General features: G+C 62.7%; 10 protein-coding genes. 6 read left to right on the forward strand and 4 right to left on the reverse strand.

Annotation, left to right across the window (positions count from 1 at the left end; translation table 11 throughout):
• Positions 1–9 precede the first annotated feature (9 nt).
• On the forward strand, positions 10–1,239 hold the full coding sequence (metK, locus tag BLW08_RS06720; protein WP_090821641.1) for a methionine adenosyltransferase: 1,230 nt from the start codon (positions 10–12) through the stop codon (positions 1,237–1,239).
• Between the two features lie 160 nt (positions 1,240–1,399).
• The gene (locus BLW08_RS06725; protein ID WP_090821782.1) at positions 1,400–3,493 is read left to right on the forward strand and encodes a primosomal protein N'; all 2,094 of its coding nucleotides are present in this window, start codon (positions 1,400–1,402) and stop codon (positions 3,491–3,493) included.
• 7 nt (positions 3,494–3,500) lie between these two features.
• On the opposite strand, the gene BLW08_RS06730 is transcribed toward BLW08_RS06725, so the two are convergent.
• From BLW08_RS06730 to BLW08_RS06745, 4 genes are read right to left on the reverse strand one after another with little or no spacing between them, the layout of a single operon-like run.
• The gene (locus BLW08_RS06730) at positions 3,501–4,583 is read right to left on the reverse strand and encodes a glycosyltransferase family 4 protein (protein WP_090821639.1); all 1,083 of its coding nucleotides are present in this window, start codon (positions 4,581–4,583) and stop codon (positions 3,501–3,503) included.
• Entirely contained in the window at positions 4,580–5,524 is a 945-nt protein-coding gene (locus BLW08_RS06735) for an alpha/beta fold hydrolase (RefSeq protein ID WP_090821637.1), read from the reverse strand. The genes BLW08_RS06730 and BLW08_RS06735 overlap by 4 nt, the downstream gene beginning before the upstream one ends.
• Before the next feature lie 9 nt (positions 5,525–5,533).
• Positions 5,534–6,415, reverse strand: coding sequence for an aldo/keto reductase (locus BLW08_RS06740; RefSeq protein ID WP_090821635.1), 882 nt, complete (start codon positions 6,413–6,415; stop codon positions 5,534–5,536).
• A gap of 34 nt (positions 6,416–6,449) precedes the next feature.
• Positions 6,450–7,412 (reverse strand): sugar-binding transcriptional regulator, encoded by a 963-nt coding sequence (locus tag BLW08_RS06745; RefSeq protein ID WP_090821633.1) that lies wholly within the window; start codon positions 7,410–7,412, stop codon positions 6,450–6,452.
• Between the two features lie 122 nt (positions 7,413–7,534).
• Between BLW08_RS06745 and BLW08_RS06750 the strand changes: the two genes are divergently transcribed.
• The 4 genes from BLW08_RS06750 (at position 7,535) to leuS (ending at position 14,671) form a co-directional block, all read left to right on the forward strand.
• A complete protein-coding gene (locus BLW08_RS06750) occupies positions 7,535–9,319 on the forward strand; it encodes a glycerol-3-phosphate dehydrogenase/oxidase (RefSeq protein ID WP_090821631.1) in 1,785 nt (594 codons plus the stop codon).
• A gap of 173 nt (positions 9,320–9,492) precedes the next feature.
• On the forward strand, positions 9,493–10,245 hold the full coding sequence (locus BLW08_RS06755; protein ID WP_090821629.1) for an MIP/aquaporin family protein: 753 nt from the start codon (positions 9,493–9,495) through the stop codon (positions 10,243–10,245).
• Between the two features lie 80 nt (positions 10,246–10,325).
• Complete coding sequence (glpK, locus tag BLW08_RS06760) at positions 10,326–11,840, forward strand: glycerol kinase GlpK (RefSeq protein WP_090821627.1); 1,515 nt, start codon at positions 10,326–10,328, stop codon at positions 11,838–11,840.
• Positions 11,841–12,142: 302 nt separating this feature from the next.
• Entirely contained in the window at positions 12,143–14,671 is a 2,529-nt protein-coding gene (gene leuS / locus BLW08_RS06765; protein WP_091324499.1) for a leucine--tRNA ligase, read from the forward strand.
• The last annotated feature ends 4 nt before the right edge of the window (positions 14,672–14,675 follow it).

Raw genomic sequence — 14,675 nt, forward strand, 5'->3', positions numbered from 1 at the left:
GGTGGTCGAGTGACTTTACCGCTGCACCATGAACCCCATGGCACCCCGTCCAAGCTCCGGCTCTTCACCTCCGAGTCGGTCACCGAAGGGCACCCGGACAAGATCTGTGACCAAATCAGCGACGCCATCCTTGATGCGCTGCTGGCCGCGGACCCTGAATCCCGCGTGGCCGTTGAGACCATGGCCACCACGGGGCTGGTGCACGTGGCTGGTGAGGTCACCACCGACGCCTATGTAGAGATTCCGCAGATTGTTCGCGAGACCATCCTCGGCATCGGCTATGACTCGTCCGCCAATGGCTTCGACGGCGCCCGATGTGGGGTTTCCGTTTCCATCGGGCAGCAGTCCAATGACATTGCCGGGGGAGTGTTCAATTCCTTAGAGGCCCGTGAGGGACGTCAGGAAGATGACTACGACCTCCAGGGCGCAGGTGACCAAGGGATCATGTTCGGCTACGCCAGCGATGAGACGGCGTCATACATGCCCACTCCCATCTGGCTGGCCCACCGCCTGTCTGAACGCCTCACAGAGGTCCGCAAGAACGGCGAGTTGGCATACCTCCGCCCGGACGGCAAGACCCAGGTTACGGTAGGGTACGACGGCGACCGGCCGGTTTCGGTGGAAACGGTGGTCATTTCCAGCCAGCACGCCGAGGAAGCAAGCCTGGAGCAGCTTCGGGCCGACCTCGCCAGTTACGTCATTGATCCCGTTCTGGCGGCGTCAAGCCTCGACCTCTCGCGGACGGCCAACATCCTCAACCCCGCCGGTGCCTTCGTCATCGGCGGCCCGGTAGGCGACGCCGGCCTCACCGGACGCAAGATCATCGTCGACACCTATGGCGGGTTCTCCCGTCACGGCGGCGGCGCGTTTTCCGGCAAGGATCCGTCCAAGGTGGACCGCTCGGCTGCTTACGCCATGCGCTGGGTTGCCAAGAATGTGGTGGCCGCTGGATTGGCCAAGCGCGCCGAGATCCAGATCGCGTATGCCATTGGTCAGGCACGTCCTGTTGGAACCTACGTTGAGACCTTCGGCACAGAAACGGTTGACCCCGCCCGCATCAGCGAGGCGATCGACGAACTCTTCGACCTCCGTCCCCGCGCCATCATCGACGCCTTGGACCTCAAGAGGCCCATCTACGCCAAGACGGCGGCCCACGGTCACTTTGGCCGCGACGAACCTGACTTCACGTGGGAGCGCCTGGACCGGGTTGATGACCTGAAGGAATACTTCAACGCCTGATTCCTTCCCTCCCGCCGGGTCCGCACGGCCGATGTTGTTTTGTCGGTGGTTCGTGGTTGGCTGGAGCCAGAGAGATGCCCGCAGCGGGTCGATCCCGCTGCGGGCTTTCTGCGTTGATGGTGCGCGGTAGTGGCCGCGCGATGAATTGGAGGTGAAGAGCATGGCAGGACACGAGGCCCAGCCGTCGCTGCTCCAACCATCATTGCTGCAAGGTTTTCCGGCGCGGGCACAGGTCAGCGGTCCTCCGCTGGCCGCGGTTAACCCTGTTGCCCGCGTCATCTTGGAGTCATCCCTGCCGCATCTGGACAGGCCCTTTGACTACAGCGTTCCCGCAGAGCTCGCGGAGGCGGCTGCTCCCGGTGTCCGCGTGAAGGTTAAATTCAACGGTCAGGAACTGAACGGCTTTATTGTCGAGCGGCGTGATGACTCGGATGCAGCCCACCCGCTGACGCCCTTGCATAAGGTCGTCTCCCCGGTGGCTGTCCTGGTCCCTGCTGTCTCCAGGTTGGCCGGAACGGTGGCTGCCCGGTACGCCGGGACGCTCAGCGATGTTCTCCGGACGGCTGTTCCGCCCCGGGTTGCCAAAGTGGAGAAGGAACTGTTGGCAGGGGATTTCGACGCCGACGCAGTGGACCTTAAGCCGTTCACGGACGCCCATGCCTGGGCCGCCTACTCCAACGGCGCATCTTTTCTGCAGCACCTTGCCAGTGGCGGTTCTCCCAAGGCTGTGCTCACGGCCCTCCAGGGATTCGGTCCTGAAGGATGGCCGGCCCTCATCGCGTCGGCCGTTGCCACGGTCCGGTCCTCCGGCCGTGGAGCGGTGGTGGTTGTGCCGGACTATCGGGACCTTGAACAATTGGAGGCTGCCCTCACCCAGGTACTGCCGGCATCCGATGTTGCCCGGCTCACCGCGGATGACGGTCAAACGCCTCGCTACAGGAATTTCCTGCGACTACTGAGCGGAAGTGCCGGGGTGGCCATCGGCACCCGTTCAGCGGCCTATGCGCCAGTGCGGGATCTCGGCCTGGTGGTGTGCTGGGATGACGGTGATGACCTCCACATCGAGCAGCGGGCCCCCTACGCGCATACGCGTGAAGTCCTGTTGCTACGCGCCGAGCAGGAGGGGTCAGCCTGCTTGATGGCTGCCCATAGCCGGAGTACCGAACTTCAACGCCTGGTGGAAATGCAGTGGGCGGTGCCCCTTGATGCACCACGCACAGCTGTCCGTTCCACTGTTCCCCGGGTCCTCAACACCGCGGACAGCTTCGAGCAGGAGCGCGACCCCTTGGCGCGCATTGCGCGTTTGCCAGGTGCGGCCTGGCGTGCCGCCAAGGAGGGGCTGGAACGTGGACCCGTCCTGGTGCAGGTTGCACGTGCAGGTTATGCACCATCCTTGGTGTGCGAGACATGCCGTGAGCTTGCCCGCTGCAACGCCTGCCAGGGGCCTCTGGCAGTCTCCAGCAGTTCTGCTGTGCCATCATGCCGCTGGTGCTCAACACCGGCTCCCCAGTGGCGCTGCACGCACTGCAGCGGGACCAGGTTGCGCAGGGGAGCGGCCGGCGTCATGAGGACCGCAGAGGAACTGGGGCGGGCTTTCCCGGGCGCATCAGTTGTGACTTCCTCCGGAGAGCACATCAAGGCAACTGTTCCGGACAGTCCTGCTTTGGTGGTGGCTACTGTGGGGGCAGAGCCCGTGGCACCTCACGGTTATGCGGCTGCATTGCTGCTGGATGGGAATTCACTGCTTCGGCGGGAAAATCTTCGGGCAGGGGAAGACACCGTCCGGCGCTGGTTCAACGCTGCAGCCCTGGTGAAGCCTGCCAGCCAAGGCGGTCTGGTGGTCATCACTGCGGACGACACTACTGCCACAGGAGCCCTCCTGCGGTGGGACGCTCCGGGGTACGCGTCACGGGAACTGGCCCTTCGGAAGGAACTTCAACTGCCCCCGGCGGTCCGGGTAGCATCCGTCACCGGTTCCAGGGCCGACGTCGGGCTTTTTTCTGACGCTTTCGAAGCTAGCGCCGGGGCGGTAACCGGCACCAAACTTCGTAAGGCCGGTCCCGCTCCAGTGCAGTTGTACTCCGGGCCGGGAAGCTCCGGAGAGGCGGAGGCAGACGTGCGTACGCTTTACTTCATTCCCTACACGGACGCCGCGGAAACCACGCGGGCCCTGCGGGCTGTCAAGGTAGCCAGCGCTGCCAAACGTACGTCCGGTCCGGTACAACTCCGCCTGGACGGCGTTGACGTCCTCTAGCAGGCGGCTAAGCCTTTCGCAGACGGAGGGCCACAACTTCCCTGGCTGCGGCAAGAAGTTGCTGTGCTGAAGCGTCCCAGTTGAATTCCGATGCCCGCTCCACGGACTTGCGTGAGCGCTGCTGCCAGAGACCGTCGCTTCCCAGTGCAGTCACAGCATCAGCGAATTCCGTGGGCGATTCGGGGTCAACGTAACTGACGGCGTCGCCGCCAACTTCCCGGAAGATCGGGATGTCGCTGGCGATCACCGGCGTCCCCAAGGCCATCGCTTCCACCAAGGGCAGGCCGTACCCCTCTGCGCGGGAGAGGCTGATGAGGGCGGTGGCCCGGACCAGGAGTTGGTCGTATTGGGCATCGGTCACACCGTTGTGGAACTGTACCTTCGCGCCCTCGGGAACCATGGCCTGCAGTTCTGCCCTGCGCTGGGGCGTGATCCGGCTCAGAAGATGAAGAGTGTAGTCCGGCAGGCCGGCCATCCCCCGGATCATGGTTTCCACGTTCTTGTACGGCATGAACGAACCCATATAGAGCAGGGTCTTGTCGGCGCCGGCGTCGGGGTCGCGGGGTGTCTGGCCGGGTTGGGGAGCGTTGCCCACAATCCGCACCGGCCGCTTGGTCAGCTTGTACTTGGCCATCAAAGCCTCAGTGGTGCGGCTGATGGTGGCCACCACGTCCGCCCGGTTCAGCAGGAGCCGCTGCGGCCAGAAGGCCTTGTGGTACAGCCGCCACAACAAGCGCACGGGCGCTGGGAGGAAGCCCGGGGGAGTTGGGTGTTCGTAGTAGATGAGGTCGTGCAGGGTGAGGACCAGCCCATAACGTCGACCCAGGGTGCCCATGGTCTGCATGGGACACACTACGACGTCGGCACCCAACGGGTTGACTTTCCGGGCCACGAACAACTCCAGCGGAGACAAGGGGCTGTTGACCATTACGTAGGGGACGTCGGGCAGCAGGGTGAGTTGGCGCTTGTCGCTGATCAGCATGGTGACATCGGCGATCTTTGATGTCGCGGCTATGAGGCTAGAACCGTAGCGGCTGATGCCATCGTGGTGGTCCGTTCTGGTAAAGCGGGCATCGATGACAATTTTCACGCGGGATGTTCCTCCAGGAAAGTGCGGATGGCTGCTGCTGCCGGGACCGGCGTCTCATAGTGGATTAAGTGCCCGACGCCGGGGATGACTTCCAGCGCCGCATCGGGAAGGAGCGCCATGAGTTTGTGCTGGTTGGGAAGGGTGGCAATCTCATCTTTTTCGCCGGCGACGAGGAGCACAGGAAGCGTCAATTGACCGGCAACCTCGGCCACATGTCCCGAGACCGAGGCTTTGAAGGATTCCAGCAGGCTTTTCCGGTCCGAGAACGCGCTGAAATAGGCGTCGTGTTGACCGTGGATGAAGCGACGCAGGTTCTTGTCCTTGGTTTTGGCCATAGTGATGCTCATGACGCGGACGATCGCCCGATTGCGGAGGACGGCGAGTCCCAGGCGGCTGGGGAGCTTGGCTGAGACCTGATAGTAGAGCACTGCCAGTTTGGTCATGATTCCCTTGGGACCTTCCAGTGCCGGTGCGGCAATGGGGTTAACCAGGATCAGGGGGTAGACGGCGCCTGGATGCGAGGCCGCAAAATGGCTTGCCACGATCGAACCGAACGAGTGGCCAAGCAGCACAGTTTTGGGCCCCAGACCGAGGGCGGCCATGAAGCCGCTGATGAACTGGCCGTAGCGTTCAACGCTGTGCTCGCCGTCGACGAAAGGTTCAGAGCTTCCGAACGCCGGCAGATCAGGCATGATGATGCGCATCTCCGGGAGCTGGTCCGCAACGCGCAGCAGGCCGTGGTGGTCTCCGCGGAAGCCGTGGATGACCAGGATGGTACGGGTCTTGGGGGTTGTACTGACCGGTTCGTATGTCCAGTACGCCACGGCGCTGCCGTCTACCTCCACGTCTGAGGCGTGTGTGCGCCCCGCCAAGGAGCTGCTGAAGAAATCGCTGGGGGCCTGCGCACCTTGGGGCGAGTGCGCGGTGTCCACGTTATCCATATGGTGTTCCTAGTTCACGTTGTCCGGATGCGAGCCGGTGCGGTGGTGGCGTTCCAGAGTTGCGATGCCATCCATGTCGGTGCCATCCAGATCGAAGTCGAAAATGGCGAAGTTTTCCTTGATGCGTCCCGCAGAGCTTGCCTTGGGGATGACCAGATTGCCCAGCTGAAGATGCCAGCGGAGAATAACCTGCGCCGGGGTCCGGTTGTACTTCTCCGACAAGGCCACGATCGCCGGATCGGCCAGGACCTGTCCGCGGCCAAGGGGACTCCAGGCCTCAGTGGCGATGCCGAGTTGTTCGTGCAACGTCCGGAGCCGGGTCTGCTGCAGCCACGGGTGCAGTTCGATCTGGTTGACGGCCGGAACCACCTCGGCCTTCTGCATGAGTTCTTCCAGGTGTCCCGGCTGGAAATTGGACACACCGATTGCCCGCACTTTGCCTTCCCTGTACAGGGTCTCCATGGCTTTGTAGGTCTCTGCAAACAGGCCCCGCCCGGCGCAAGGCCAGTGGATGAGGTAGAGGTCCACGTAATCGAGGCCCAGGTTGGAGATGGAGGTGTCGAACGCCCGGAGGGTGGCGTCGTAGCCTTGGTCGTCGTTCCAGACCTTTGTGGTGACGAACAGATCCTCGCGTGAAAGGGCGTGGACCGACTCCCCGGAACCTCCAGTGCCGTTGTTGGCAGCCGCAGCATCTCCGATGGCGCCGCCTATGCCCCGGCCGACGCCTACCTCGTTGCCGTACATCGCTGCGGTATCGAAACGCCTGTAGCCCTCGCCCAGGGCGGTGGCCACCAGAGCATCTGCGTCTTTGGGCGGAACCTTATAGAGGCCAAATCCCAGGCGTTCCATCTGTACGCCGTTGTTTAATGTCAGCCGGGCTGGGGATCTCATAGCAACGACTCTACCCATTCCCTGCACGAATGCTTCAGGCATGGCCGTTGAAAGTGACCAGGCGTCGCGCAGAAGCTTCGTCCAGAATGAGGTCTGTTGCCAGGCCGGCGGCCAGTGCCCCCTGGAGCCCATTGATCTTTGAAGCACCTGATACGACGCAGATCCGGCGCCTGACCTGACGGAGTTGTTCGTGGCTGGGCCCGGTGGATCGCTCATTCAGCGTGATCCCGTCCGAAGATCCATCGCTGCGGAAGAAGACGGTTGCTACATCGCCCACCACATCGTCGGCAGCCAGCACGGTGAGATCGTGTTCATCCAGGTAACCGCCGGCGTACACGTGGCTGGGGTAGTCCGAATCCACGGAGCCCACGCCAAAGATGGCGATGCTCATGCGGGCCTGTAAATCCAGGATGCGTTGCACGCTGCGCTCATTCCACATGGCCGTCTTGGTGGATGCGTGGTCAAAAAAGGCAGGAACGGGGAACTGTTCCACCCGTGCGCCGTAGGCACTGCCGAAGCGCCGCATGATGTCGCTGGCGTAGGTGATACCGGTAGTTTGCATGTTTCCCGCCCCGTTGAGCTGTACCACGATGCTGTCGTGGGTCACCTTCCGGGTCAGGTGACGGCTGACCGCGCTGAGCGTCGCGCCCCACGCCACGCCGATGATGGCATTCGAATCCACCAGGGGGCCAATGGTTCGCGCGGCCTGCATGGCCACGCGGTCCAGGGTCTCTGCTTCGTTGAGGGTGTCCAGTACAGGGACAACGTGGACATCTACCCCGTACTGGCTCCGGATCTGGCTCTCCAACTCGGGACCGGTATCAAATGGGCTGCGAATCTGGACCTGCACCAGGCCGGTTTCCCGGGCAGAGGACAGCAGCCGGGACACGGTGGATCGGGACGTCCGCAACTCGCGGGCGATCGCATCCATGGTCAGGTCCTGCAGGTAATACATCTGTGCAGCCCGGAGCGCATCCGAGTGACGTGATCGTGCCATCTCATTTCCTTACTGCACGTTTGTGCAAATAGCTTGACTCCATTTTCCACCTTCGCAAGATTAGTGGTGAACGGTGCAGCAGCGATTGGCGCGGCGCACGAACCAAGCCCAAGGGAGCAGTTTTGGGACACAACAGGATTTCCGGTACCTCACAGCACGCACAGCAGCGCGACTCCGTCGTTGCACTGCAGGAGCGGCCCACGGCAAAGGTACTCATCATCGGCGGTGGCATCAATGGTGTCGGAACGTTCCGCGACCTGGCTCTCCAGGGTGTGGACGTTGCACTTGTTGAGCGCGGTGACTACTGCCAGGGAGCCAGCGGCGCCTCGTCCCACATGATCCACGGCGGTATCCGCTACCTCGAGAACGGCGAGTTCCGCCTCGTCCAGGAATCCGTCGTTGAACGCAATCGACTCCTCCGCATTGCACCGCACTACGTCAAGCCGCTGCAAACAACCATCCCGATCTTTAGCACCTTCTCCGGCATCCTGTCCGCGCCCATGCGATTCCTAACCCACAAACAAGGCAAGCCCAAGGAACGTGGCGCGTTCCTCATCAAGGTGGGCCTGAGCATGTATGACTTCTTCTCCCGCGACGGTGGAAGCGTTCCCCGGCACCAGTTCCGTGGCCGGACCAAGGCCTTGGCGGAGCTTCCCAAGCTCCATTCGGGCATCAAGTACGCGGCAACCTACTTCGATGCCTCCGTCCATAACCCGGAGCGTTTGACCCTCGATGTCCTGCAGGATGGTGAGAAGGCCGGCCGTGGGGGAGGACTTCCGGGAGGCAGCGCCCGCGCCAGCAACTACGTATCGCTCGTCTCCATGGGATCGGACGGAGTCCGGCTCCGCGATGAGCTGACAGGCAAGGAATTCGATTTCCAAGCCGACGTCATCGTCAACACCACGGGTGCGTGGGTGGACCTCACCAACCAAGCCATGGGCGCAGTCAGCAAGTTCATGGGCGGCACCAAGGGTTCCCACATCGTGCTGGACCATCCGGAACTCCTGGCAGCCTGTAACGGCCGGGAGATCTTCTTTGAGCACACCGATGGCCGCATCGTCCTGATCTACCCCATGGGTGACCGTGTGCTGGTGGGTACAACGGACGTTGATGCGGATATGTCCGAAGACGCCGTGTGCACGGATGAAGAAATCGACTACTTCTTCGACCTGGTGGGCCACGTATTCCCCACCATCAAGGTGGAGCGCGAGCAGATCGTCTACAGCTTCGCCGGGGTCCGTCCCTTGCCCCGCCACGACGAAACCCAGCCTGGATTCGTCTCCCGCGACTACCGCATCGAACGCAGCGTCCGTACCGGCAGCGATGCCGTCACGACGCCGGGCGGCAAGGCCGCCGTCGTACTCAGCTTGGTGGGCGGTAAGTGGACCACGTTCCGTGCCTTGGCCGAACACATGACCAATGATGTCCTGCGCGAACTGGGCATGGACCGCAAAGTCTCGACGGCGAAGCTCGCCATCGGGGGTGGCGCCGGCTTCCCCTCCACTGAGCAGGGTGAGCAGGAATGGATCAAGAAGCACATGGGACCGGGCCTCGACGCTGACCGCGTAGCCGTCCTGCTGACGCGCTACGGAACACGCGCCGACGCGGTCATCGACTACTTGAACGCCGGGCACGACGCGCCGCTGCGTTCCACCCGCGAACTGAGTGTCCGGGAGCTGGCCTTCATGGCTGAGCACGAGCAGATCGGGCACCTGGTAGATGTCCTTATCCGCAGGACCTCGCTCGCATTCCGTGGCCTGGTCACCGGCGAATTGCTCAATGAGATCGCCGCAGCGCTGGCAGAGCCGCTCGGTTGGGACGCCGCTGCCCGCGAAGCGGAAATCCGCCACGCACAGGAAGTACTGCAAAGGTTCCACAAGGTTGACGTGCACAGTCTCGTAGCCTGACACCAAGCAGCGGAAAACAGCTTGACCGTCCCGGCGTGCGGCAGGGACGGAATGGGGTAGGTGGGCCCGATAGGGGGACCACCGCACCGGGACGGTTCCGGAGACAACGGAACCGTCCCAAACGGCCTCTTCACCCGCGAGGGGGCTGACAACAGAAAAATGAGGAGTCAAAGATGTCTCTTGGAATTGTTTTCCTTTCCGAAGTATTCGGAACCATGATGCTGACCCTGCTGGGTTGTGGCGTCGTGGCAAACGTTGCGCTCAAAGGCACCAAGGGCAACAACGGTGGATTCTTGATGGTGACGTGGGGCTGGGGTATTGCGGTCTTCGCGGGCGTTTTCGTGGCCGCAAAGTCCGGTGCGCACCTGAACCCGGCCGTCACCTTGGGCCTGCTGGTCAAGGGGAGCAAAGAATACGCCCCGGATGTTGCAGTCACTTTCGGCTCAACCCTGACGTACTTCGGCGGCGAACTGCTGGGCGCCTTCCTGGGCGCCGTTGTCTGCTGGCTCGCTTACAAGCAGCACTTCGATGAGGAACCCTTGGCAGCCAACAAGCTGGGTACTTTCTCCACAGGCCCGGCCATTCGGTCCACGCCGTGGAACCTCATCACGGAAATCATCGGCACGTTCGTCCTGGTGTTCGTCATCCTGACCTTCGGTGGAACCCCCTCCGGCCTCGGTCCGCTGGCAGTTGCGTTGCTGGTTGTCGGTATCGGTGTATCCCTCGGTGGCCCCACGGGCTACGCCATCAACCCTGCACGTGACCTTGGCCCGCGTATCGCGCATGCTGTCCTCCCCATCAAGGGCAAGGGCTCCAGCGACTGGGCCTACTCCTGGATCCCCGTCGTCGGACCCCTGGTTGGCGGTGCCCTCGCAGGCCTGGTGGCCATTTGGGTCCCGGACATCATGCCCGCACTCGCCGGCTAGCCGTGCACGAAACACATCGCTAATCCGCACGCTGTAGATAACCACCTGAGTAGATAACAACTTCAGACAAGGACGTCACCATGAATCAATACGTCATCGCCATTGATCAGGGCACCACCAGCTCCCGCGCCATCGTGTTCGACCACTCGGGCAACATCGTGTCCACGGGTCAGATGGAACACGAGCAGATCTTCCCGCAGGCGGGCTGGGTTGAGCACAACCCCGCCGAAATCTGGAACAACACCCGCGAGGTCATTGCCTCGGCCCTTTCCAAGGCGAACCTGACGCGGCACGACATCGCCGCCGTCGGCATCACCAACCAGCGCGAAACGGCTGTCGTCTGGGACAAGAACACCGGCGAGGCCGTCTACAACGCCATCGTCTGGCAGGACACCCGCACCCAGCCGATTGTCGATGAACTCGCCAAAGACGGAGGGCTCGAGCGCTTCAAACAGAAAGTCGGCCTGCCACTGGCTACCTACTTCTCGGGTACCAAGATCAAGTGGATCCTGGACAACGTCGAAGGAGCCCGTGAGCGTGCGGAAGCCGGCGATCTCTTGTTCGGCAACACCGACGCCTGGGTTCTGTGGAACCTGACCGGCGGTGTTGACGGGGGCGTACACGTCACCGATGTCACCAACGCCTCGCGCACCCTTTTCATGGACCTGGAGACACTGCAGTGGGATCAGGAGATCCTGGACATCTTCGGTGTCCCGGCGTCCATGATGCCCACCATCAAGTCCTCCTCCGAGGTCTACGGCCAGGTTCACACCTCGCAGTTGCTCCGTGAAACTCCTGTAGCCGGCATCCTCGGCGACCAGCAGGCGGCTACGTTCGGCCAGGCTGCATTCCAGGCCGGCGAAGCCAAAAACACCTACGGCACGGGTTGCTTCCTGATCTTCAACACGGGCGAGGAGATCGTTCACTCCAAGAATGGCCTGCTCACCACGCTCGGCTACAAGCTGGGCGATGCCAAGCCGCACTACGCCCTTGAAGGCTCCATCGCCGTCACGGGCTCGTTGATCCAGTGGCTCCGCGACAACCTGGGCATGATCAGCTCCGCCCCGGAGGTCGAGGAACTGGCCGCAGCAGTGGAGGACAACGGTGGCGTGTACATCGTCCCCGCCTTCTCCGGCCTGTTCGCTCCGTACTGGCGGGCAGACGCACGTGGCGCGATCGTTGGCCTCACGCGGTTCGCCAACAAGGGACACATCGCCCGTGCAGCGCTGGAAGCCACAGCCTTCCAGACCCGCGAGGTACTCGACGCCGTCAATGCCGACTCGGGCGTTCCGCTCACCGAGTTGAAGGTCGACGGCGGCATGGTTGCCAACGAGGCTCTCATGCAGTTCCAGGCCGACATTCTGGGCGTACCCGTAGTCCGCCCGAAGGTTGTTGAAACCACGGCCCTCGGTGCTGCCTATGCCGCGGGCCTGGCGGTCGGATTCTGGAAGGATCTCGGAGAACTGAGTGCCAACTGGAACGAGGACAAGCGCTGGGAACCGCAACTGCCGGCAGAGGAGCAGGAGCGCCAGTTGCGTCTCTGGAAGAAGGCAGTAACAAAGTCCATGGACTGGGTCGACGAGGACGTTAAGTAGCCATCTCCCGACGTTGACGGCAGCCGCGCCTGCCCCGCCCGCTTCGCGGTGCCCACCACACCCGGGCGAGGCGCGGCTGCCGTCAACTCATCCATCAGTTCTGTAAGCCGCTCGATGCGACCTGGGAGTTTGATCGTGCGCTATTGTAGATCTATGCGTGCGATCCTTCTGCTTAGCTAGCCGCCCGGCTTTCAACAGCCGTGCGGCCGCCCCTCCATTGTTGAGGGGCTTTTGTGTGTCCGGGGCTTTCCGGGAATGCAGCAGGAGGCAAAACCGCCATCGAAGAACAGAAGAGGGCAGCAGTGAGCGTTAAGCCGGAGACAGAGACCGGAACAGCACAACCAGCCGCAGCCGAAGCGCCAGAAGAAGGCGTCTACAGCTTCGCTGCGATGGAAGCCAAGTGGCCACAGGTGTGGGAAGACCTTAAAGTCTTCACGCCTGCCGACGACGGCTCGCGTGAACGCCGCTACGTGCTGGACATGTTCCCTTACCCTTCCGGCGATCTCCACATGGGGCACGCTGAAGCGTTTGCCATGGGCGATGTCGTAGCGCGCTACCTGCGCCAGAAGGGCTTTGACGTCCTGCACCCCATCGGTTGGGACTCATTCGGACTGCCCGCGGAGAACGCCGCGATCAAGCGGAACGCCCACCCCAGCGAGTGGACGTACGCCAACATCGACACCCAGGCTGCCTCGTTCAAGCGATACGCCATCTCTGCCGACTGGTCCCGCCGCATCCACACCTCAGACCCCGAGTACTACCGGTGGACCCAGTGGCTGTTCAAGCGCTTCTACGAGCGTGGCCTGGCCTACCGCAAGGACTCGCCCGTTAACTGGTGCCCCAAGGACCTCACCGTCCTGGCGAACGAGCAGGTAGTCAACGGTGCTTGTGAGCGCTGTGGCACACCTGTCACCAAGAAGTCCCTGAACCAGTGGTACTTCAAGATCACCGATTACGCCGACCGTCTGCTCCAGGACATGGACCAGCTGCAGGGCCACTGGCCGGAGCGCGTTCTGGCCATGCAGCGCAACTGGATTGGTCGCTCCGAAGGCGCCCACGTACGGTTCGTCATCGAGGAGACCGGGGACCGGGCCGAACGCGAAGTCACCGTCTTCACCACGCGTCCGGACACCCTCTACGGTGCAACGTTCTTCGTTGTCGCTGCTGACGCGCACCTGGCCTTGGATCTGGTGACCCCGGAACAGCATGACGAACTCATGGCCTACCGGGAGAAGGTTAAAGCCCTCTCCGAAATCGAGCGGCAGTCCACCGAACGCGAGAAAACGGGTGTGTTCACCGGCCGCTATGCCATCAACCCGCTCAACGGCGAAAAGCTCCCGGTCTGGGCTGCTGACTATGTGCTCGCTGATTACGGAACCGGCGCCATTATGGCCGTCCCTGCCCACGATCAGCGCGACCTCGATTTCGCCAAGGCCTTTGACCTCCCTGTCCGCGCGGTGTTGGAGACAGGTGACGAGGACCCCGCCGCGACGGGTGTAGCCACCGCCGGTGAAGGCACTCTGAAGAACTCCGGTGAGCTGGACGGCCTGTCCAAGTCCGAAGCAATTCCGGCGGCCATCGAGATTCTGGAAAAGCTGGGAACCGGCGAAAAGTTCGTCAACTTCCGGTTGCGCGATTGGCTCCTGAGCCGTCAGCGTTTCTGGGGCACGCCGATCCCCATCATCCACTGCGGTGAATGCGGCGAAGTTCCTGTACCCGATGACCAGCTGCCCGTCAGGCTCCCGGACAATCTGCGGGGCGAAGCGTTGTCCCCTAAGGGCACTTCCCCTCTGGCCTCAGCCGTCGAGTGGGTCAACGTCGAATGCCCCAACTGCGGCCGTGCTGCGCAGCGCGATACAGACACCATGGACACCTTCGTGGATTCCTCCTGGTACTTCCTGCGCTTCGTGTCGCCCGACTTCACCGATGGCCCGTTCGATCCTGAAAAGATCAACAACTGGATGCCGGTGGGCCAGTATGTGGGCGGCGTAGAGCACGCTATCCTGCACCTGCTCTACGCACGTTTCTTCACCAAGGTCATCAAGGACATCGGCCTGATCGAAGCCAACGAGCCGTTCTCGGCGCTGCTCAACCAAGGGCAGGTGCTCAACGGTGGCAAGGCCATGAGCAAGTCCTTGGGCAACGGTGTGGACCTCGGCGAGCAGCTGGACAAGTTCGGCGTGGACGCCGTCCGCCTCACCATGGTCTTCGCTTCGCCACCGGAGGATGACGTCGACTGGGCGGATGTTTCGCCGTCGGGTTCGGCCAAGTTCCTGGCCCGTGCCTGGCGTCTGGGCCAGGACGTCAGCAGCGAACCGGGCGTTGACCCGGCGAATGGCGACCGGGTCCTGCGCACCGTGACCCACAAGACCATCGCCGATGCCGCGGATCTGTTGGACAACAACAAGTTCAACGTCGTGGTTGCCCGCCTGATGGAACTGGTCAATGCCACGCGTAAGACCATTGACTCGGGCGCCGGCGCCGCTGACCCGGCCGTGCGCGAGGCCGTGGAGGCTGTAGCGGTCATCCTGAGCCTCTTCGCTCCGTACACCGCAGAAGACCTTTGGAACACGTTGGGTCACCCAGCTTCAGTTGCGAATGCAGGCTGGCCGAAGCACGACGACGCACTGCTCGTGCAGGACACTGTCACCGCCGTCGTGCAGGTCCAAGGCAAGGTCCGCGACCGCCTGGAGGTTTCGCCGGACATCACTGAGGACGGCTTGCGTGAACTCGCCTTGGCCTCCGAAAATGTCCAGCGTGCGTTGGACGGCCGCGGCATCCGCACCGTGATCGTGCGGGCACCTAAACTGGTGAACATCGTCCCTGCCTAGCAGG

It is taken from the genome of Arthrobacter sp. cf158 (genome assembly GCF_900106835.1).
Taxonomy (GTDB): Bacteria; Actinomycetota; Actinomycetes; order Actinomycetales; family Micrococcaceae; genus Arthrobacter.